Origin of the sequence: Agrobacterium bohemicum (assembly GCF_001562555.1) — a bacterium.
GTDB lineage: Bacteria > Pseudomonadota > Alphaproteobacteria > Rhizobiales > Rhizobiaceae > Agrobacterium > Agrobacterium bohemicum.
Map to the genome: position 1 here is coordinate 34,164 of NZ_KQ961038.1, position 21,683 is coordinate 55,846.

General features: G+C 56.1%; 17 protein-coding genes. 11 read left to right on the forward strand and 6 right to left on the reverse strand.

Annotation, left to right across the window (positions count from 1 at the left end):
* Window positions 1–23 precede the first annotated feature (23 nt).
* The 3 genes from ATO67_RS21265 to ATO67_RS21275 all read left to right on the forward strand — a co-directional run bounded on the left by ATO67_RS21265 (window position 24) and on the right by ATO67_RS21275 (window position 2,254).
* Window positions 24–812, forward strand: coding sequence for an SDR family oxidoreductase (locus tag ATO67_RS21265; protein WP_067653708.1), 789 nt, complete (start codon window positions 24–26; stop codon window positions 810–812).
* A 180-nt stretch (window positions 813–992) separates the two neighbouring features.
* Window positions 993–1,946: a hypothetical protein gene (locus ATO67_RS21270; protein ID WP_067653710.1), complete on the forward strand. Its 954-nt coding sequence runs from the start codon at window positions 993–995 to the stop codon at window positions 1,944–1,946.
* Between the two features lie 104 nt (window positions 1,947–2,050).
* Window positions 2,051–2,254 carry a hypothetical protein gene (locus ATO67_RS21275; RefSeq protein ID WP_067653712.1) on the forward strand — a complete coding sequence of 68 codons (204 nt, stop codon included), beginning with the start codon at window positions 2,051–2,053 and terminating at the stop codon, window positions 2,252–2,254.
* 2 nt (window positions 2,255–2,256) lie between these two features.
* On the opposite strand, the gene blaOXA is transcribed toward ATO67_RS21275, so the two are convergent.
* Window positions 2,257–3,072, reverse strand: a complete 816-nt coding sequence (gene blaOXA / locus ATO67_RS21280; RefSeq protein WP_067653714.1) for a class D beta-lactamase — start codon at window positions 3,070–3,072, stop codon at window positions 2,257–2,259.
* A gap of 104 nt (window positions 3,073–3,176) precedes the next feature.
* Between blaOXA and ATO67_RS21285 the strand changes: the two genes are divergently transcribed.
* From ATO67_RS21285 to ATO67_RS21305, 5 genes are all read left to right on the forward strand, one after another.
* Window positions 3,177–4,058 (forward strand): LysR family transcriptional regulator, encoded by an 882-nt coding sequence (locus ATO67_RS21285; RefSeq protein WP_067653716.1) that lies wholly within the window; start codon window positions 3,177–3,179, stop codon window positions 4,056–4,058.
* Window positions 4,059–4,214: 156 nt separating this feature from the next.
* Complete coding sequence (locus tag ATO67_RS21290) at window positions 4,215–5,507, forward strand: Hsp70 family protein (RefSeq protein ID WP_067653718.1); 1,293 nt, start codon at window positions 4,215–4,217, stop codon at window positions 5,505–5,507.
* A 45-nt stretch (window positions 5,508–5,552) separates the two neighbouring features.
* A complete protein-coding gene (locus tag ATO67_RS21295; RefSeq protein ID WP_067653720.1) occupies window positions 5,553–6,425 on the forward strand; it encodes a uracil-DNA glycosylase in 873 nt (290 codons plus the stop codon).
* 150 nt (window positions 6,426–6,575) lie between these two features.
* Window positions 6,576–6,764 (forward strand): hypothetical protein, encoded by a 189-nt coding sequence (locus ATO67_RS21300; RefSeq protein ID WP_067653722.1) that lies wholly within the window; start codon window positions 6,576–6,578, stop codon window positions 6,762–6,764.
* Between the two features lie 214 nt (window positions 6,765–6,978).
* Window positions 6,979–7,884 carry a hypothetical protein gene (locus tag ATO67_RS21305; RefSeq protein WP_158667389.1) on the forward strand — a complete coding sequence of 302 codons (906 nt, stop codon included), beginning with the start codon at window positions 6,979–6,981 and terminating at the stop codon, window positions 7,882–7,884.
* Window positions 7,885–7,896: 12 nt separating this feature from the next.
* On the opposite strand, the gene ATO67_RS21310 is transcribed toward ATO67_RS21305, so the two are convergent.
* Both ATO67_RS21310 and ATO67_RS21315 read right to left on the reverse strand, forming a co-directional pair.
* Window positions 7,897–8,739: a hypothetical protein gene (locus ATO67_RS21310; protein WP_067653809.1), complete on the reverse strand. Its 843-nt coding sequence runs from the start codon at window positions 8,737–8,739 to the stop codon at window positions 7,897–7,899.
* Window positions 8,740–9,012: 273 nt separating this feature from the next.
* Window positions 9,013–9,951 carry a DMT family transporter gene (locus tag ATO67_RS21315; protein WP_067653811.1) on the reverse strand — a complete coding sequence of 313 codons (939 nt, stop codon included), beginning with the start codon at window positions 9,949–9,951 and terminating at the stop codon, window positions 9,013–9,015.
* 399 nt (window positions 9,952–10,350) lie between these two features.
* Between ATO67_RS21315 and ATO67_RS21320 the strand changes: the two genes are divergently transcribed.
* The 3 genes from ATO67_RS21320 to ATO67_RS21330 all read left to right on the forward strand — a co-directional run bounded on the left by ATO67_RS21320 (window position 10,351) and on the right by ATO67_RS21330 (window position 16,920).
* A complete protein-coding gene (locus tag ATO67_RS21320; protein ID WP_067653726.1) occupies window positions 10,351–11,463 on the forward strand; it encodes a methyl-accepting chemotaxis protein in 1,113 nt (370 codons plus the stop codon).
* Window positions 11,464–11,748: 285 nt separating this feature from the next.
* Window positions 11,749–14,397, forward strand: a complete 2,649-nt coding sequence (gene pepN / locus ATO67_RS21325) for an aminopeptidase N (protein ID WP_067653728.1) — start codon at window positions 11,749–11,751, stop codon at window positions 14,395–14,397.
* Window positions 14,398–14,580: 183 nt separating this feature from the next.
* Entirely contained in the window at window positions 14,581–16,920 is a 2,340-nt protein-coding gene (locus ATO67_RS21330; RefSeq protein WP_067653730.1) for a PAS domain-containing sensor histidine kinase, read from the forward strand.
* Between the two features lie 55 nt (window positions 16,921–16,975).
* On the opposite strand, the gene ATO67_RS21335 is transcribed toward ATO67_RS21330, so the two are convergent.
* The 3 genes from ATO67_RS21335 to ATO67_RS21345 all read right to left on the reverse strand — a co-directional run bounded on the left by ATO67_RS21335 (window position 16,976) and on the right by ATO67_RS21345 (window position 21,617).
* Window positions 16,976–18,094 carry a metallophosphoesterase gene (locus ATO67_RS21335; RefSeq protein ID WP_067653732.1) on the reverse strand — a complete coding sequence of 373 codons (1,119 nt, stop codon included), beginning with the start codon at window positions 18,092–18,094 and terminating at the stop codon, window positions 16,976–16,978.
* A gap of 115 nt (window positions 18,095–18,209) precedes the next feature.
* Complete coding sequence (locus ATO67_RS21340) at window positions 18,210–18,608, reverse strand: VOC family protein (RefSeq protein WP_067653734.1); 399 nt, start codon at window positions 18,606–18,608, stop codon at window positions 18,210–18,212.
* A 39-nt stretch (window positions 18,609–18,647) separates the two neighbouring features.
* Entirely contained in the window at window positions 18,648–21,617 is a 2,970-nt protein-coding gene (locus ATO67_RS21345) for a bifunctional [glutamine synthetase] adenylyltransferase/[glutamine synthetase]-adenylyl-L-tyrosine phosphorylase (protein WP_067653736.1), read from the reverse strand.
* Window positions 21,618–21,683: the final 66 nt, after the last annotated feature.

Below are 21,683 nucleotides of genomic sequence, written 5' to 3' on the forward strand. Positions count from 1 at the left end.
AACATCTTTCAGGAGGATACCCAATGGATTTCGGCATTTCCGGCAAACGCGCCCTCGTTCTGGCATCGTCTCGTGGCCTTGGTCTTGGCATTGCAACGGCACTGGCCAACGAGGGGGCGCATGTGCTGCTCGTCGGGCGCAGCGAGGAAAAGCTGGCTGCGAATGTCGAAGCCATCAACGCACTCGGCAAGGGTAAGGCAGACTGGGTCCGAGGCGATCTTTCCGAAGCGGATTTCGTGACGTCGATGGTAGCAGCGGTCAAGGAAAAGCTCGGCGGCATCGATATTCTGGTCAACAATACCGGCGGCCCTACGCCCGGCACCGCGCAGGAAATCACCATCGACAAGCTGGAAACCTTCTTTCAATCCATGGTCCTGCGTGTCATCACGCTGACAGGGGCACTGCTGCCACAGATGAAAGAACAAGGTTGGGGCCGCATTCTGACGGTCGCATCTTCCGGCGTATTCGAACCCATTCCAAACCTTGCCTTGTCCAACACCTTGCGCGGCGCGCTGGTGGGCTGGAACAAGACACTGGCAACGGAAGTCGCCGGTTCCGGTATCACCGCCAACCTCCTGCTTCCGGGACGCATCCACACCGACCGTATCGATGAACTGGACGGCGCAAACGCCAAGCGGCTCGGCAAAACGGTGAAAGAGGTGCGCGAGGCATCAGTCAAGACCATCCCTGCCGGACGCTTGGGCAAGGTCGAGGAATTTGCTGCCGCCGGTGCCTTTCTGTGCTCGGAACCGGCCAGCTACATCACCGGCACAATGCTGCGGGTGGATGGCGGCGCATCGAAATCCATCTGACACAGACCGGATGAAAGGCCCGCCCGCACCCAGGTTCGGGCGGCTCGGCTTTACTTCGCTTCATGGAGTCATGCGCACCCGACGACTTGGCTTCACAACGTCCACACAAGCTTAGATGAATACCTCTTATGTATATAGAGCCTGAAATCGCGATGGCTCTAATATTGATCAGAGGGCATCATGCATACTATCGTTCTAGCGAGATACAGCGAACCTCTCGAGTGGATCGCCGATATCCCTGCCGATTTCAAAGTCATTATTTATAATAAGGGTCAGGAGATCACTTCGCCGGAGGTGCTTTCCCGCGCCGATGAAATCGTGGCCCGCCCCAATGTCGGTCGTGAATCTGAGACCTATATTCACCACATGAGAACCCGTGCAACGGACGATCGGTATTTTACCGTGTTCGCCCAGGGCGACCCACTTACGCATAGCCCTGATTTTATCGATCTTTTGAAAAACTGGCGCAAATGGGACGATGTCCAGGCATTGTCCTGGCAATGGCTTGTCGACAAGAACATTCCCCCGGCGGCAGGTCTTTCGCGTTATCAGGAATATTTCCCGCTCCACCTGCGCGTTCGCCCGGAACCATTCTCCCTGATGGATTGGGTCGCCCTTGAATTTGTCGATGTCGGCGCGTGGAATATGGGACTTGTTTTCAAGACGCTTGAAGGCATCTCACCCAACACGGGAAACATCGCCGCGCACGTCCTGCGAAAATGGAAGCTGGATGCTCTCGCCGATCAGGCTGCACGTCATACTGTCGGCATCTTCTCCTATGGCGCAATCTTTGCCGTGCGCAATGACCACGTTGCGAAGCTTCCGGCGGAATCCAAGGACCTGATCTACGACTTCGCCGTCGGCGCGGCTGCCGCGAACGGTTATATTCTGGAGCGTATGTGGCTGCACATTTTTGGAGCCGGATTTTATCGCCGCGCGCCATTCATGGACCAGCATGCCGGCGCGCTGAACTTGCCGGGCGTAAGCGACGGAGCACGTGCCGATATCGCCAACCTCGTGCTGGATCTTGTCGATCACGGCATGTCCATGGACGATGTTGGAACCTTTGTGCAGGAAACGATGCGCGAACGGTTGAACACTTTGAAATCCGAGACCCGCGAACTCGTCAGGTGATTTGTGTGCGCAGTCTGATGCCATATCAAGACAGCTGAAACGCGTGGCTATTGAAACCTCTTCGGGATAAGCTCCAGAGAGGTTTTCTTTCATTGAGGCGCATCATGCAGATACTTCGGATTTCCCTGACCGTGCTTGGCGTGCTTCTTGCGCTGATCGGTCTGGTATGGATTGGTCAGGGCAGCGGTTACTTCCCCTACCCTGCGTCAAGTTTCATGATCAATCAAAGTCCGTGGATGCTGCGGGGCGCGCTGGTGGCCATCGTCGGACTGGCCTTGATGTTCGCCGCCCGACGTTTCGTTCGGTAGGTTTACCTTACCAGCTTCGGCAGGTCGGCGATCAGTTTGTCCCGCGTGGCGAAGCTGATCGGCTCATCGCTTTTCCAATCCTTGATATTCAAGGTCGCGAAAACGACACGTCTGTCACCTTTGTCGGCCCAACCGACGAACCAGCCGAGCCATGCATCGCCATCGTACTTGCCCGCCTTGGTCCGCATGCGGCCCGAGCCGGTTTTACCATGGATTTCCCAGTCATCTGAGGTGTCGAATGCCGGAATAATGGCGATGGTCTTGTCATAGGCAGCCTTGGATACCGGCAGCTTTCCGTTCAGGAAACGACGCAGAAAATCCACCTGGCCGTCGGGTGAGATTTTCAATGAAGACATCAACCAGGATTCGGTCAGCCCATCCGTGCGGCCCTTGACGCCTTTGACGTCAGCATTGCCATATTCGAAGCGGCGCACGTAATCGGAAAATTTCTTTTCACCCAGCTTGCGGGTGAGTTGCTGGGAGTACCAGACGATGGAGTCCTTTTCCCAAATGGTCGGGTCGACAGACTTCTGCTCACGCTTTGGCTTTTTCCATTCAGCCTGGTAATCCCAGCGCGGCGTTGTTGCATCTACCAGAATGCCTGCATCATAGCCCATGATGGCAAGAGGCAACTTGAAACTGGATTGAGGCGCAAAAGCTTGGTCGCAGGTGCCTTCGCGGTGAAGTGCTTCACCGGTTTTTGCGTCCAGAATAACCGTGCATTGTAGCTGCTCCGCTGCATGGGCGCTGAACGCGCTCAACCAACTGATTGTAAAAACTGAACAAAAAACGAAACCTATACGCCGCTTGATCGTCATGGACACTCTTCCTCTGGCTGTGGTGTCGTCTTTGTAGTCCGGCCTGTTGCGCAGCGGCAAATGATGATATCTGGCTTCAGGCATGAATTTAAGTTGGTCATATCATGGTACGTCCGCATCTTCCGCTTAATGCTTTGCGTGCATTCGAAGCCGCAGCGCGGCATCTCAGCTTCACCCGTGCCGCCATTGAACTGTGCGTCACGCAAACTGCCATCAGCCATCAGGTCAAACTTCTGGAACAGAAGCTTGGCGTGGAACTGTTCCGGCGTCTGCCGCGCGGTCTGATGATAACCGAAGACGGGCTTACCCTTTTGCCAACGCTGCGCGACTCGTTTGATCGCATGGCCGACATTCTCCAACGCTTCGAAGACGGGCATTTGCGCGATGTGCTGACGGTCGGCGCCGTCGGCACCTTTGCGGTCGGCTGGCTTTTACCGAGGCTGGAAGCGTTTCAGGCACACTATCCCTTCATCGACATCAGGCTTTCCACCAACAACAACCGCGTCGATATCGCTGCGGAAGGGCTGGATTACGCCATTCGTTTCGGCAACGGCGCATGGCACGATATCGAAGCCGAAGAACTGCTCGAAGCGCCACACTCCGCGCTCTGCATTCCCGAAATTGCGCGCCAGCTTGCCGCGCCGCAGGATGTGGCCAGCCAACCGCTCCTACGCTCGTACCGCGCAGACGAATGGTCGGAATGGTTCGACGCTGCCGGGGTCGCGCCGCCGAAAATACGCGGCATCGTGTTCGATTCGTCCGTGTTGATGATCGAGGCTGCCTTGCAGGGCTTGGGCGTGGCCCTTGCCCCACCATTGATGTTCAGCCGGCAACTGTCCTCCGGCGCATTGGAACAGCCATTCCCGGTCTACGTTTCCAAGGGATGCTACTGGCTGACGCGCCTCAAATCACGCGCCGTGACGCCCGCCATGGCCACGTTTTCGGCTTGGTTAAAGGAAGAGGCACGTCAAAACCGCGTCCCATAAATGCCAAAAAACTGATCGCTTCGACTTGCCATTCGCAGGCCATCATGCAATGACGCGCCCTCCTCAAAATCACCGATGTCGCGGGACATCCAGACTGGAGGGCCTGAGCACGCCTCGGCCCTTTTCGACCTGTCGTCAAAACCAAGGAACATCGTTATGGCAAGAACACTCGGCCTTGATTTCGGCACGACCAACACGGTCATGGCACTGTCCGACAGCAACAACACCAGCCATTCCATGCGCTTTACCAGCAGCGCCGGAACCACAGATAGCATGCGCACCGCGCTGTCTTTCATGAAAAGCGGAACATTCGGCGCGGCGGCCCTTCAGGTGGAAGCAGGCCATGCCGCCATTCGCCAGTTCATCGACAATCCCGGTGATTGCCGCTTTCTGCAATCGATCAAGACCTTTGCCGCCTCATCCCTGTTTCAGGGTACGCTTGTCTATGCCAAGCGCCAGAGCTTCGAAGACCTGATGGAGGTTTTTCTGCGCAAGCTTAAGACCTATGCGGGCGAGGAATGGCCGGAGGATATCTCCACCGTCATCGCCGGTCGTCCGGTGCGCTTTGCTGGCGGCAATCCGGATGAGGCTTTGGCGATTGCGCGTTACAATGATGCGTTGACACGCGCAGGCTTTCCCGAAATCCATTATGTCTACGAGCCGGTCGCAGCCGCCTATTACTTCGCGCAGAGCCTGAAGAAGGACGCCAATGTTCTGGTGGCCGATTTCGGCGGCGGCACCACCGACTATTCGCTCATCCGTTTCGAAACCCACGCGGGCAAGCTTTCGGCGACCCCCATCGGCCATTCCGGCGTCGGCGTCGCGGGCGACCACTTCGACTTCCGCATGATCGACAATCTGGTTTCGCCGGAAATCGGCAAAGGCAGCAAGTTCAAGAGTTTTGACAAAATCCTGGATGTACCCGGCGGTTACTATGTCAATTTCGGGCGCTGGAACCAGCTGTCCATCTTCAAGACGACCAAGGAATTTGCCGATCTTAAATCTCTGGTGCGCTCGGCGCTGGAGCCTGAGAAGCTGGAAATGTTCATCGATCTGGTCGAACATGATGAGGGCTACCCGCTCTACCAGGCCATTTCCGCCACCAAGATGGCGCTGTCTGCAAACGAGGAGGCCGAGTTCAATTTCTCACCGCTTGGCAAGGCCGGTCGCAAAATCGTCAAGCGCGCGGATTTCGACCGATGGATCAGCGATGACCTCGCCAAGATCGAAGGTGCACTGGATGAGGTTCTGGAAAAGACGCAGACGGCGCCAGACGCCATAGACAAGGTGTTCCTTACCGGCGGCACGTCTTTCGTGCCGGCCGTGCGCCAGCTTTTTACACGCCGTTTCGACGCCGATAAAATCGAAAGCGGCGGTGAACTGCTCTCCATCGCCCATGGTCTGGCCATGATCGGCGAAAGCGGCGACATTCCGCGCTGGACAGCGTGATTTACGGGGTTTCGCGAGGTCGGCACATAGGGTAATTCTACGCCCATGATCTCGGCCCAAGACCTTTCCCCCGCAGAACTGGCGGCGCTTTTGCATTTTCATGCAGATGCGGGTGTGGACTGGTTGCTGGAAGACACAGCCATCGATCGCTTTGCGGAGTTTTCCGCCAGCCGCCAGAGCCGTGCGCCGCAAAGGGAAGCACCTACCCAGCAAATCGATGTTCCACAGAACAACCCTCCACGGGCGGTCAAGTCTGCGCCTCAGACAAGGCCACAGGCTGCGCCGCCTATCCAGACCAATGTTGCAATGCCGGACGAACAGGCTATTGCGGCAGCCCGTTTCGCTGCGGAAAGCGCCCGCTCGCTACCCGAGCTCAAGTCCGCACTGGAAAGCTTCAACGGCTGCAATCTGAAGAACAGCGCCCGCAACACGATCTTTGCAGAGGGCGACCCCTCTTCCGGGATTATGGTCATTGGCCCCATGCCGGACGCGGATGACGACCGCGAAGGCCAACCTTTCCTCGGCAAAACAGGCCTGCTGCTGGATCGGATGCTCGCCGCGATCGGGCTGGATCGCGCCAATCTATTGCTGACCAATGTCGTGCCATGGCGCCCGCCCGGCAACCGTTCGCCCTCGGGACCGGAAATGGAAATTTGCCGCCCCTTCATCGAGCGTCAGGTGGCGCTCGCGGAGCCAAAAGCACTGTTGCTTTTAGGCAACTTCACCGCCCGTTTTTTCTTTAGCGGCACCGGAACCATCCATACGCTGCGTGGACAGTGGCGTGATGTCGCATGTGGGCACGGAATTGTGCCTGCAATTGCGACGTTGCACCCGCAGGAACTTTTGAATGCACCAGCCAGTAAACCTTTGGCCTGGCAGGATTTATTGGCCTTTCAGGCGCATATCCAAAAACTGTAAATGCTTCCTTTTTGATCAATATGAATCATTTATGAAAATAGCCATGCAAATGACGCATAACAGCGGGGCGTTTGCGTTTCTTGCCGAATCTTTGCTGCGCTGCAATAAGTCATCTCGTCTTGGGAGGAAACGGTTTAAGGAACCAAGGCAATGACCACTCGCTTCCGTCCGGTTCACTCCGGCTTCGAAACACTTCGGCTCGCAGGCCTTGGCCCGCGCTCCACAGATGGCTACCACCGCTTCGGTGGAACCAACGAACAGTTGACTGCTCGCGCGTCTGCACAGCAGGTTCGCACGACCCGTCCTTCGGCAGTCTTCGCGGATTTTCGCGAGCGCTGATAAAAATACCCTTCTGCCTCCGGTACGAAGACATTTCTAATCCGACGCTTTGCAGCGCCTTTCCGATGGAGAGGCGCTTTTGCGTTTTCATATTCCAAATTAGCAAAAATCCAGATACGGCATAACATGCGCGATTTCCAGTTGCTCTTGATTTTGCACCCATCACTCTATATTGCGGCACAGAATAATTTGACGGGCTTCAAGTAAGCTTTGATTGCGTGGTGCGTTCATGACAATAGATATGGACTGCCAAAAAGCTGGCCCCATAAAAATAAAACGCCATAGCATCAAGTGGAGAGGTATAATCCTGCTGGATTGCCTGCGCGCTTCGTTATCGCCAAGCTTTAAAGCGGACTGCCTTTCGCGGCATGCTTCATCCATAACAATGGATATTCCGTACGACATCAAAGACAAAGACCTTATTCTTGTCGCATGCGATGAAGTCTATTTCTGGGACTATGCCGTCTCTTTCCTGAAGTCGCTGTCGATGGTTGACGGTACATTTCATGTCCACCTCCACCTTATTCGCCCAACGGCGGATGTTCTCCTTCAAATAGAAAATCTCAGATCCAGCCTTGGAAATCTCGCCATAAGCTTCAGCGTGGATGTCATGATTGGCCTCGATTTACCCAGGAAGGTCAATATCTACTATAATTGTTGTCGTTTCATCGTCGCGGATCAGCTTTTGCATCTGCACGTCGGACGTCTGCTTATTCTTGACGTCGATACGATTGCCAGAACCTCCCCGTGGGAAAAACTTGTGGCTCTCAAAACCGATGGCGCATTCGTTTTTCGGCCGCATGCGCGCAAATCCTGGCACAAAATTCTCGCCAACACCGTCTATTTTAAAAACTCAGCGGATGTCCGGGTCTTTTCAAGACGGTTTGCGTCATCGCTCCTATCGGTGCTTGCGCGCAATCCCCCATATCACATCGACCAGTTGATACCCTACTACCTCCTCAAGATCGGAGCCATGCGTTTCAGTCGCGTCTTCGGCAGCATCCCTGCTGATGTGATGTGTCTCGGGTACAACGCCAAGGCCAGCCTATGGACGGCAAAAGGTGGCGATAAGCGCGGATCGAAATTCCAGCTGGAGAAGAGCAAGATCGACAACGCCTGATATTGATCCGTCTCAGCCTGGTTCCAGCGCTTCGGCAAATGCATCATTCACATATTTGAACTTGATGGCCTGCCATCGGCAATATTCATCAAGAAAATCACGCGAAAACCACATGCCGCTGCGCAGGCTTTCGTCGTGCCAACCCATCGTTCCCTGCTCGGCTGCCTTGTTGAGCAGGCGTTGCAGATGGGTGCGAGACATCATGAATTCGGCGGACAAGGCTCGGGCATCGACAAAGCCGATGTCTATACGGTCGCACTCACGGTCAGCATCTTCGATACGGCTGATGAAGTCATCCATGACAAGCGCACCGGCCTCCGTCCACAGGAACAGACCGACCCGCTCCGGCGGCTCCACCCAGCTCCTGTCTTGAAGACACATGCGTGCGGCGTGCGGTTGAGCCAGCGTCAGGAGCTCGGGACGCGCCATCATCTGCGCCGCCCGTATTCCGCCATCGAGACCATCCAGTGCGTTCAGGTTGGCGACGTACCACATGAAAATCGACTGCACGCTCACAGCGGTCGCCCGGTATCGTCGCGGGCGGACGGAAACAGGTGGAACCTTCTCGATGTAGCGATAGATTTCGAGCTGATCAAGATAGTTCTGAACCGTGTTACGGCTGGCCACACCATTTTGCGTCACCAAATCGCGCACCTGCGCAACCGTGAAGCCGGAGGAGCCCGATTCAAGGTTGAGAGCCATCCCGGCCTGCGTCATCAGCCACTTCTGGTGTGCCGAAAGCAGTCGCGCGATGCGGGGATTGTCGTGATAGGCAGCGCGGAGATTGCGCGCAAGAGCTCTTATCGCTCCCAGTAACAGGGGATGCGCAACAAGTTCGTCATATGAATACATCATGACCATTCCTGCGATAACAACGATGTTAAATTCGCAGGTCGGCGACTGGTTGCCACCACATTATTTTCCCGTTGCGTGCAACATCCGTCCATTGCAGACAGATGTGCGCAAACGGGCCGTACGCGTTTTACCCCAAACACGATATGCCACCCAAATTTTACCCTTACCCGAGTTCTTGAATAACACGTTCAGGGAAAAATTGAATAAAACTTTGATAAAAAACTTTTATCCACCTAGGCCACAGGTGACGATATTTGGCGGCGGTTTTCGAGTTCAACCCTGCGGAGTGGATGCTTTTCTGGCCGCTTTGCGAGCAAGTCCAAGCTGATGCTCCCGGAGGATGATGAATATGCCCGCGGAAACCACAATTGCGGTGCCCACCAACATCGTGACGGTCGGAATGTCGCCAAAAAGGACATAGGAAATCCCGATGCCGAACAGGATCGAGCTATATTCAAACGGTGCAATAGTGGACACTTCCGCGTGGCGATAGCTTTCGGTCAATAAAATCTGCGCTATGCCCCCCGCGATACCGGAGGTCATCAGCAGTATCGTCTGCTTCATATCCAGCCATTCCCAATCGAACGGCAGGCTGAACGCCGAAAGCAGGCTGCCCGTCAGCGAAAAATAGAGCACGATCGTGGCGGTTTTCTCCGTCACGACAAGCTGTCGAACCTGCACCATGGCAAGGCCGCCCAGGACGGCACCGAGCAAAACAGCGAGCGCGCCGATCCCCTCACCCGCAGCAAAGCCGCCCTGCTGCAACAATGTCAGCTTCGGCCATAGGATGATGAAGACGCCAGTCATGCCGATAAGAACGGCGGACCAGCGATAGACGCGCACCGTCTCGCCCAGCAGCACGGCGGCGAAGACGACTGCCATCAGCGGAGACGCATAGCCGATGGCAATGAATTCCGGCAGCGGCAGCAAGCTCAGGCCATAGAACCCGCAGATCATCGACACGATCCCAAGAAAGCCACGCTTGAAATGGCCCATCAGGTTCTTGGTGTAGAAAGCACTGGACAGACTGCGTAGCCACGCCAGATAGATGATGATCGGAACGATGGCGAAGGTGGAGCGGAAAAAGGTGATTTGACCCGCTGGCACATCCGGACCAGCTGCTTTGATGCAGGTCTGCATGACCAGAAAAAATGCAACGGATATCAGCTTGAAGCTTATGCCCCGGATGGGGTTGTAGGCGGCGGCACTCATGAGAACTTGCATTCAAAGGTTCAAGAGATGAACCGGTTGCATTTCACAGGCGGCGGCACCAGCCTGCATGTTTGATGGTGGATAACAGATTATCTTCGTGAGTCGGTGACAAACTCGCTATCGACCTCCCGATGCCGATATTTTTGCTCGATAACATGCGCAAATACCACGGTTTGATCCAACGACTTTAAAAACTACAAAAAATGCCGCAAACAAATGCAAATGCCTTTTTAGTAAGCGGCAAGACCTTAATCGCATGACAACGTGTCGTAACTCCGTCGAAATAAAAAATTAATCACGATATATTCTCATATTGTCACTTCAAAATTCGGATTTGCAATCCGGCGGGAGGCAAGACTGGACCTTATTTATTTCTCTATTCAGAATTGACGGTTACTCATGAATCCGCCTTCAAAGGTCGCCGATAAAAACACGTCTCCGTCGGCAACACCGCGCAGTATGCGGGTCGTAACCGATGGTATGTCCACCGATCTCAAGCAGTTCAGCGCCGACAACAGCCATATCGTCAAACAGATCCGGCTGTTGGCAATCAATGCCTTGATCGAAGCAGCAAGAGCAGGAGAAGCCGGCAAGGGCTTTTCTGTCGTCGCCAATGAAGTCCAGCGCCTCGCTCAGATTGCGTCGGATATATCGTCAACATTTCAGCACACGGTTCTCAGCCGTATCGGCCTCAGCCGTGACATGGCGGAAGCGCTGGTGGAGGAAATGGAGGGGGTTCGCCTGACGGATACCGCACAGACACTCGTCCAGCTCATCGTGCGCAACCTGTTCGAGCGCACTGCCGATGTTCGTTGGTGGGCGACGGATACGTCACTCTGGCAGGCCTTGCAAAGCCGCGACAAAGCCGATGCCGCATTTGCGGCAGAGCGTCTGGGTGCCATCAACCGTTTCTACACGGTCTATATCGACCTTGTCATGACCGACCTTCGTGGTGCGGTGGTGGCATCTGCAAATCCTCGATACCAGCGCAACCTGCAAGGTCGTAACATAACGCTGGAGCCTTGGTTCATCGCAGCATCGCAGTGCCGCAGCGGTGATGAATATATCGTGGATCAGGTGAAGAACAGCCCGCTGCACGATGATCGCGACGTTCTGGTCTACGCCACAGGCATCCGAGAGGATGGCAAGAATGACGGTGCACTGCTGGGAACATTGGGTGTCTATTTCGACTGGCAGGAGCAAGGCCGCGCCATTGTCGAAAAAGAGGCGAACCTGCCGCCGCAGGTCGCGGAACGAACGGTTGTCATGCTGCTGGATGGCGACATGCGGGTCATCGCCAGCAGCAAACCGTCCTTGCGTTTCACTCACTTCGATCTTCAGAACCAAACAGGTGCGATGCGCGGCAGCTACTACGACTCAAACGGTGCAATCGTCGCCTTTGCCAAGACCATTGGTTACGAGGATTATGACGGACTAGGGTGGTATGGCGTGGTCGTTCAACAGACGGAAAATGAAGATACCATCAGAGCCAGCCTTGGATTGAAGCCGTGACGTGCCGCCAAGTCTCATAACAGAATTGCTAACCAATCGAACGTTTTACTGTAATATAATTTCGCAGCGGCAATAACTTTAGTAATCGTTCAACATTTAATGAAATGATGTGCCAATGCGAGACACGTTCATTGATCTCTATGAAGTCACCGTCTGGCAAGAAAACACACAGGACAGAATGTCTCGTGAAGCTCACATGAACGTGACCCCAATTCAATTTTAGCTTCAGGTGACATGTGCCATGAAACCTGAGATGTGGCAGACAAGGTTCATTCAGGAATAGTCATGCGAACAGACACGGGCCAGATCGTTCACCTGGCGGATTATCGCCCTACCGATTTCGTTCTCGAACGAGTTGACCTCACTTTCGAACTCGATCCGCAAAACACCAAGGTCGAAGCACGATTGATTTTTCATCGGCGTGAAGGCGTCGATGCGTCGGCACCGCTGGTACTGGATGGCGACGAGTTGATGCTATCTGGCCTTTTGCTGGACCAGATCGACATTCCCGCGGCGCAGTACGATGCGACGCCGGATCGTCTCACCATCCGCGATCTGCCTGCCGAAACGCCGTTTGAAATCTGCGTGACGAATTACATCAACCCGGAAGCCAATACGCAGTTGATGGGCCTATACCGCACCAACGGCGTCTATTGCACACAGTGCGAGGCCGAAGGCTTCCGCCGCATTACCTATTTCCCTGACAGACCTGACGTTCTGGCGCCCTACACGATCACCATCGTCGCGGCGAAGGAAGGCAATACCTTCCTGCTGTCCAACGGCAATTTCCTTGGTGGCGGCAATTATGATGAGGGCCGTCACTTCGCGGCCTGGTTCGATCCGCATCCAAAGCCAAGCTACCTATTCGCGCTGGTCGCAGGTGACCTCGGTCTCATCGAAGATACCTTCACAACCATGTCCGGCCGTGATGTCGCGCTAAAGATTTACGTCGAGCACGGCAAGGAGCCGCGCGCGGCTTACGCCATGGATGCACTGAAACGCTCCATGAAATGGGATGAAGAGCGCTTCGGTCGCGAATACGATCTGGATATCTTCATGATCGTCGCGGTGTCCGATTTCAACATGGGCGCGATGGAGAACAAGGGTCTCAACGTCTTCAACGACAAATACGTTCTGGCAGACCCTGAGACCGCAACCGATGCCGACTACGCCAATATCGAACGCATCATCGCGCATGAATATTTTCACAACTGGACTGGCAACCGCATCACATGCCGCGACTGGTTTCAGCTGTGCCTGAAGGAAGGCCTCACGGTCTATCGCGATCAGGAATTTTCGTCCGACATGCGCTCGCGCGCGGTTAAGCGTATTGCCGATGTGCGTCATCTGAAATCGGAACAGTTCCCGGAAGATGGTGGCCCGCTGGCCCATCCACCACGTCCCGACAAATACCGGGAAATCAACAACTTTTATACGACGACCGTCTATGAGAAGGGTGCCGAAATCACCGGCATGATCGCCACGATTCTCGGTGAAGACGACTTCCGCAAGGGCATGGACCTCTACTTCGAGCGCCATGACGGAGACGCCGCAACGGTCGAAGATTTCGTCAAGTGTTTCGAAGAGGCAAGCGGTCGCGATCTCAGCCAGTTTTTCCGCTGGTACATTCAGGCGGGCACACCGCTGGTGAGCGCATCGACCAGCTACGATGCTGCATCCTCAACATTTACACTGTCGCTGGAGCAGACCGTTCCGGCAACACCGGGCCAGAGCAGCAAGCAGGCCCTCTATATCCCGCTGTCCACAGCACTCATCCTCGATAACGGCCAGATTGCTGCGCCCTCGAAAGTTGAGGGTGGCGAGTACAAGAACGGCGTTCTGCATCTGACGGAGCGCAGCCAGACATTCAGCTTCAGCGGTATTTCTTCGCGGCCGGTGCTGTCTCTCAATCGTGGCTTTTCGGCGCCGATCAATCTGCATCTGGAGCAGTCTGCCGAAGACATGGTTCAGATCGCGCGTCATGACACGGATATGTTCTCTCGCTGGCAGGCGCTGACGACGCTCGCCATGCCGAACCTAGTCAAGGCAACGAACGCCGTTCGCAATGACGCCCCGGTGGCGTTCGACGCTGGCTTCATCACGACGCTCATCGAAGTCATCGGTGACGACGCGCTTGAGCCAGCATTCCGCGCTCAGGTGCTTGCTCTGCCCAGTGAGTCCGATATCGCCCGCGAAATCGGCAGCAGCAACGACCCGGACGCCATCCACCAGGCGCGCAACGCGGCCATGGCAGCAATCGCCAAGGCTGGCGTGGAAACGTTGACCGCACTGTTCGACGCCTTCGAAGACAAAGGCGCATACTCGCCGGATGCGACAAGCGCTGGTCGACGGTCATTGCGCAATATCGCCATGAGCTATCTCTCCTTTGCGGAAGAAACACCAAAGCGCGCTGCGGATGCCTTCGCGGCTGCAAGCAACATGACCGATCTCGCTCATGCTCTCAGCATTTTGACGCAGCGCTTCCCGGACTCGGCCGAGGCTGCACAAGCACTGGCAACGTTCGAAGCGCGTTTTGCAGACAACGCGCTGGTGCTGGACAAATGGCTTTCCATTCAGGCAGCCATTCCCGGCGAAGGCGCACTTGGCCGCATCAAGTCGCTGACCGGCTCGAAGCATTTCGTCGGCACCAATCCGAACCGCGTTCGCTCGCTCATCGGGACCTTCGCATTCGGAAATCCAACCGGCTTCAACCGTGCCGATGGGGAAGCTTACCGCTTCCTCGCAGAGCAGATCGTCAGCATCGACAAGCGCAACCCGCAACTGGCGGCGCGCATCCTGACCTCCATGCGCTCATGGCGCTCTCTGGAGCCTGTCAGGGCCGATCACGCCCGCGCTGCACTGACGACAATCGAGCGCTCGCCTGCCCTCTCGACAGACGTTCGTGACATCGTCGAGCGCGTTTTAAAAGCTTGACTTTATTGGGTTTGGCGACTTTCGATGAGGTTGCCAAACCTGTCCCAAAAAAATACGGAGTCGGTTCAAGGGGTTAAAATTCTTTTAACCATCAGCTCTGGACAAGCCGAATCAGCTTTGATTCACTGGTGTCAGATTCGAGCGTCTGCTTCGAATTAACCGAGGGACAATCAAGGCGGAACAATGACGAACGTGCGGCGGGCTACTGCGGGCGATGAGCGCCCGTTTGCCAAAATATGTGATATTGCTGCATGGAGCGAGAGGTTTTCAGGAAATCTGGTGGCGTTGGCCACAGGTCCTAGAGACAGCCTTAAACTACCTCACCTGGAATCGCTGCTCAAGCGGCTGATTCCCGTGCTTATTCTCGCATTTCTCATCGTGGTGGCTGCTTCGCGTGTCCTTGGCATCGTCGCGGAATCGGGCCGCATGGAAGAGTCTGCCAGACAGACCACTGCCCTTGCGGCCTTGGCGGCAAAGGCGGCTCTCACCGGCGGCGAAAACCTCCTCGTGACGCAGGACCGGACAGCTGTGGAAGCGCGGCTCAATGCGTCCTTCCCCGCAGGCAGCCTCGATAACGAAACGCTGTTGCTGGTCGCTGATGCCAACGGCAGGATTTTCGGTGGTATCGGCAGCCGAGCATCGATTTATCCCGGCGCATCTCTGACCAATCTCCTGCCAGAAATCGCCATCATCCGCCGTTTTCCTGATGCACCCGGCACCATAGAAACAGATATCGAAGGCACCCCGCATTATGCCACGATGCTGCCACTGGGAACCGATGGCGGCATGATCATCGCAGCGCGTTCGCTGGAGCCCATCCGTTCGTTCTGGCGCAGCGAAGTTGCGATGAACGTTACGCTGTTCACCGGTATTTCAGCGATCCTGCTCGTCATTCTCTATGCCTATTACATGCAGGTGAAGCGCGCCCGCACCGCTGACGAGATTTTCGTAGAATCGAATTTGCGCGTTGAAACGGCGCTGTCGCGCGGTCGCTGCGGCCTTTGGGATTTCGATCTCTCCACCCGGCGCATGTTCTGGTCCACCTCGCTTTACGAAATTCTCGGCCTTCCGCCGAAAACCGAACCGCTATCCTTCAGCGATGCCGCCCGCATGATGCATTCCGAGGACGGCAATCTCTACGAACTCGCCCGTTCCGTAGGCTGCGGGGACCTTCGCCAGATCGACCAGATCTTCCGCATGCGCCACGCCCATGGCCATTATGTCTGGCTGCGGGCTCGTGCTCAGGTCATCCGCACCTCCAACGGTCCGCGCGTCATCGGCATCGCCATGGACGTCACCGAGCAGCACCGTCTGGCGCAACGTTATGCCGAGGCGGACCAGCGTCTAGCAGACGCCATCGAAAGCACATCGGAAGCCTTCGTGCTGTGGGACAAGAACGACCGTCTGGTCATGTGCAACGCCCACTTCCAGCAAGCCTACGGCCTGCCGGACAGCGTGCTGGTTGCTGGAACGGAGCGCTCCGTCGTCAACGCCGCCGCATGCCGTCCCGTTGTCGAGCGTCGGGTCGCCGATCCGGATCAGTCTGGCCTGTCGCGCACCACGGAAGTCCAGCTTGCCGATGCCCGCTGGCTGCAGATCAACGACCGCCGCACCCGCGATGGCGGACTCGTATCTGTTGGCACTAACATCACGCTCCTCAAACGCCACGAAGAACGTCTTCGTGATTCCGAAAAGCGCCTGATGGCAACGATTGGCGATCTTTCCGCGTCCCGCCACAAGCTGGAGCGACAGAAGACCGAGCTTTCCGATGCCAACGCCCTCTATCAGGCGGAAAAGGAACGTGCCGAGGCCGCCAATACGGCTAAATCCGAATTCCTCGCCAATATGAGCCACGAACTGCGCACGCCGCTCAACGCCATTCTCGGGTTCTCGGAAATCCTGCTGGCTGAAATGTTCGGTCCGGTCGGCTCACCTAAATACAGCGAATACGCCCGCGATATCCACGATAGCGGCAAACATCTGCTTAACGTCATCAACGATATTCTGGACATGTCGAAGATCGAGGCGGGCCATATGCGGATCAACCGCGAGAAGGTCGATCTGGTACCGCTGGTTGAGGAAACACTTCGCCTCACCGCGATCCAGGCCGCGCAGAAGAACATTGCTATTCAGCAGCGCGTTTGCCGGGATATGCACATGACCGGCGACCGGCGAGCGATGAAGCAGATCATGCTCAACCTTTTGTCCAACGCCGTGAAATTTACCGGCAATGGTGGACGCGTGGAGCTTCGCACACACGTTCACGAAAAGGGTCTGATGCTGACCATCGCAGATACCGGCATCGGCATTCCCTCTGCCGCCATCGACAAAATCGGCCAGCCCTTTGAACAGGTTCAAAGCCAGTATGCCAAAAGCCAGGGCGGCTCTGGACTGGGACTTGCCATCTCCCGCTCTCTGGTCAAACTCCATGGCGGCACGATGAAGATACGGTCCTGTGTGGGCAAGGGCACCGTCGTTACCCTTTTCATTCCACATGAAGAAGCCGCACAATACGCAGCGTAATGATGTCTTCAAACATGCCGCCGCTCCTCTTTGATAGGGAGCGGCGGCATTGCTTTTAAGAACTGCGTCGAAGCGTGATGCGGGTTAATTCGGACGGTATTCCCAGCCTCAAAGCGAACCCAGGCCACAGCGCCGTTCCATTGTTCACGTAAAGCTGCATGCCACCCACCTGATAGAAGCCTGAGACGAACCCTTTGTTGGCGCGTGCAACGAGGCGGTCCAGTCCGAGAACCATCCCGCCGTGAGTATGTCCCGATAGCTGAACAGCCATACCCAGCTGTGCATTCCGTGCCGCTTCCATGGGCTGGTGGTCGAGCAGAATGATGGGTGCGCCTTCGGGTGCGCCTTTGATCGCCGCGGCGACATCGGGTGGCGGAAAGCCGGTTCTGGATGATGACAGGTCCGTCACTCCTGCAATGACGAGACTTTCACCATTGCGCTCGATGACATCATGGTTGTTGGCTAGCGTCATCATGTTGAGACCGCGATAATATGCCATCCACTCCTCGTAGCCGAAAAAATACTCATGATTTCCCGGAATGGTATAAACGCCATCACGCGCCTTGAGGTTGGCAAGTGGTGCGATGTCCTGTTTACGGCTCTCGATATTGCCGTCGATCAAATCGCCCGTAATAACAATCAGATCGGCATTCAGCGCATTGGTTCGTTTAACGACTTCCTTTGCCCATTCGCCGTAGAACAAACGGCTGATATGAAGGTCAGTGAGTTGCACCATCTGATAGCCTTCAAAAGCGGCTGGCAGTCCCGGAATCGCTATCTCGATATCCTTCAACGGTGGAACGCGGATCGCCTGGCTGACGCCAAAAGCAGCAAGCCCAAACGCAGCCACGCCCATGGCATAACGAACGCCGACGGGAACCGCCGGAAAATGCCCCTTGAACGGCGTGATGACGAGCGAAACAACATCCAGTGCGATCTGAAACACTGCCAGCAGCAGGATAGTCCCCATCAGCACATTGATGGCAATGATCAAAGGTCGCGGGAACTCGGGCGAAAACACGGAGCCTGAAGAGAGACGATTGATCAGGTGATACTGCGATGCGACCAGAAGAAGGATGGCCAGAGCAGCTTTTACGGTCCATATCCAGGGCAGTGGCTGGATGAATCGCACAGCAACAACCAGCCACGGAATGCCGAAAATTAGATGAAACATAATGCGCCTTTGTGTAAAATCTTTTCTACGGACGAAACAGGTCCTCGGATCAATCACTGAGCCCGTAAATTGATCCGTGCCATGAACTCAAAATCTGGATGATACGGTTTTCGGCTCAGCCGCTCTTGTTCACATCGTAGCAAACAAAGGCGATCTTGTTGCCATCGGGATCACGAACGTAAGCGGCGTAAAACCCTTCGCCGTATTCAGGGCGCAAACCCGGCGCGCCCTCGTCCGATCCACCATTCGCCATTGCAAGGCCATGCAAGCTGTCGATCGTTTCAGAACCGTTGATCAGAAATGCCGTCATGGTGCCATTGCCAACACCAGCTTTGCCGCCGTCGAACGGATACCCCGTCGCAAATCGTGGCGCATTCACGTTGCTTTTGTCACCCCAGAATGCCGTCTTCTCATCCTTGTAACACTGCTTCAACCCCATCTCGGTAAACACCGGATCATAGAAACGCACGGCGCGATCCAGATCCGTCGTACCAACCATGGTGTATCCAATCATCTGCCTGTCTCCGTCTTGGGGTTTGGCACATCCTATAATTTAGCCCTTTGCCGCTACAACCAGAGAAAACGCTTTTCGCACAGTTTTCGAAAGACGTTTCACCTCCCCTTCCAGCGTTCCGATGTCAGGGCAATCACCGGCACGGCAGACGAGATCGATCAGTCCGGCAGGCGCTTCCTTGGGTTCGAAGTCACTATCGATGCACAGGCGGATGATCTGCGACAGTTCGGTGAAAAGGTTGAGCGCGGCCACGCAGTCGTCATAGGTCTGCGGCTCCATCGCCCCCACTGCAACGCGTTTCCACACCTCCGCCGTGCTTTCGCCCACCACATGCGGCGGCAGACCTTTCGCTGGCGCGACCAGTGTCAGATATTGGGCAATGAACTCCAGATCGACCAGACCGCCAGGAATCAGCTTGAAATCCCAGCTATTGGCGGGCGGCTTTTCCTCACCGATCAGCTTGCGCATCTCGGCAACATCAGCGGCAATCTTTTCTACATCCCGCTTCCGCGTAAGGACAGATGTGATGATCCGCTCGGCATCCTCGATCAGCGAGGCATCGCCGCAGATCAACCGTGCGCGTGATAGCGCCAGATGCTCCCATGTCCATGCCTCCTCGCGCTGGTATTTCTCGAAGGTGGAAATGCGTGTCGCCACCGGCCCCTTGTTGCCGGAAGGGCGCAGCCGCATGTCCACCTCGTAAAGCACGCCTTCGGCAGTCGGTGCTGAGAGCGCGGAGATCAACCTTTGCGTTATGCGGGTAAAATACCTAACGGCATCCAGCGGCTTGGCACCATCGGATTCTGAAGCCACATCGTCGTAATCATACAGCAGGATCAGATCGACATCGGACCCCGCCGTCAGTTCGAACGAACCCAGCTTGCCCATGCCGACGATCGCGACACGACCGCCAGGATATTTGCCATGTGCAGCTTCCATCTCAGCCGTCACAGCCTTCACCGCAGCTTCGATCACCAGATCGGCGAGATACGTAAAGGCTCGTCCGGCCACCTCTCCGCGGATCGCGCCAGTTAACAGCCGCACCCCAATCAAAAAGCGTTGTTCCGCAGCAAAGATGCGCAGCCGGTCGAGAATGTCTTCATAGTGCCGCGCAGGTGAGAGAAAACCCTGCATACGTTGGCCGAGATATTCACGGGTCGGGACGTCCGTCATCAGCGCCGGGTCCAGCATGCCGTCAAACACATGCGGACGCGCGGCAATGATTTCCGCCAAGCGCGGCGCGGATGACATGATCGTCACCAGCAGCGAGAGAAGCGCCGGATTATTGCCGAGCAGTGAGAAAAGCTGAATACCGGCAGGCAGGCCGGATAGGAAATTATCGAACCGCAGCAACGCCTCATCGGCGCGCTTGCTCTTGCCGAAGGCCTGTAACAACTCGGGCGTCAGTTCCGTCAACCTCTCCCGCGCCTCAACGGATTGCGTGGCGCGGTAACGGCCGTTGTGCCAGGTCCGAATGACGCGAGACATATCTTCCGGCCGCTCGAAACCCAGCCGCGCCAGCGTCTTCAGCGTATCAGGATCGTCCCTCTGTCCGGTGAAAACCAGATTGCCGCTTTCGCCAGAAAGCTTGGTTTCCTGTTCGAACAGCGCCGAATATTTGCGCTCCACCAGCCGCAGCACACCTTCCAATTTTTCAGAAAAACTCTTTGTATCGGCAAAGCCCAGCATAAAGGCGATGCGCTTTAACTCGGCTTCCGTGTCTGGCAAAATGTGTGTCTGCTCGTCGCGCACCATCTGGATGCGGTGTTCCACCTCACGCAGAAACCAATAGGCATCGGTCAGCTTGTCGCGCGTTCCGGCATCGATCCACTTCGCCTCTGTCAGCGCCGCCAGCGCTTCCTGCGTCGAGCGTACCCTGAGCGGTGCCATGCGTCCGCCCGCAATCAGTTGCTGGGTCTGCGCGAAAAATTCGATCTCGCGAATGCCACCGCGACCGAGCTTGACGTTATGCCCCTTCACCGCAATCGCGCCGTGGCCCTTATGGGCATGGATCTGCCGCTTGATGGAGTGGATATCAGCAATTGCCGCGTAATCGAGATATTTGCGAAACACGAAGGGCGTCAGTTCCCGCATGAAACCTTCGCCAGCCTTGATATCCCCTGCCACCGGCCGCGCCTTGATATAGGCAGCCCGCTCCCAATTCTGCCCCCTGCCCTCATAATAGGTCAAAGCTGCCTCGACGGGTATGGCCAGCGGCGTCGAGCCAGGGTCGGGACGCAGCCGCAGGTCGGCTCGAAACACATAGCCATCGGCGGTGCGCTCCTGCATGATGCGGATCAGCCGACGCATCATGCGCCCGAAAATTTCCAGCGCATCCAGCGGGTCCGGTATGATGCCGGAGGATGGCTCGAAAAACACAACGGCATCGATATCGGAGGAATAATTGAGCTCCTGCGCACCCAGCTTGCCCATGCCCAGCACGATCAGGCCGGAACCTTCGCTTGGCACTTCGGGATTTTTCAGCGTCAGCTTGCCGGTGTGGTGATTGGAAAGGAGCAGATGGTCAATGGCAGCCGCCAGGCTTGCATCGGCCATGTCGCTCAGCCAGTGCGTCGTGTCGCGCGCAACGAAAATACGCGCCAGATCGGCCATTGCGGAAATAAAGGACAGTCTTCGCTTGGCGACACGCAGCCGGGTCATCACCTCGGCCTCACTTGGTACGGCCCCTTCACCATCCGGGCGCCAGCAATTGCGGGCGTCTTCGACCAGACGAGCCAGCGTCCCATCCAGCGGGGCCGATATCGCCAGCGTCAGCAGCCCCTCATCGGCGACTGCCGCATCCCGCAGATAGGGAGATAGCGACAGTGCCTGCGCCACGAAATCCTTGAGCGGTCTGTCGCTCGCCAGAAGCTCCGCGACTACAGGGTCGCTTTTGCCGATATCCTTCAACGTGGAAAGAACGGATTTCAACTCCGTCTGCGTATAGGCGCGGATAACACCTGGCTGCACATCCTCCAGCCGTCTTTCGACGGTTGTCGCTTGTCGCACTGTCTCTCTCCCTTGCACGCTGAATACCGCCCTCACGGAATCGGCTTCTTTGTTTTTGGGTACGAC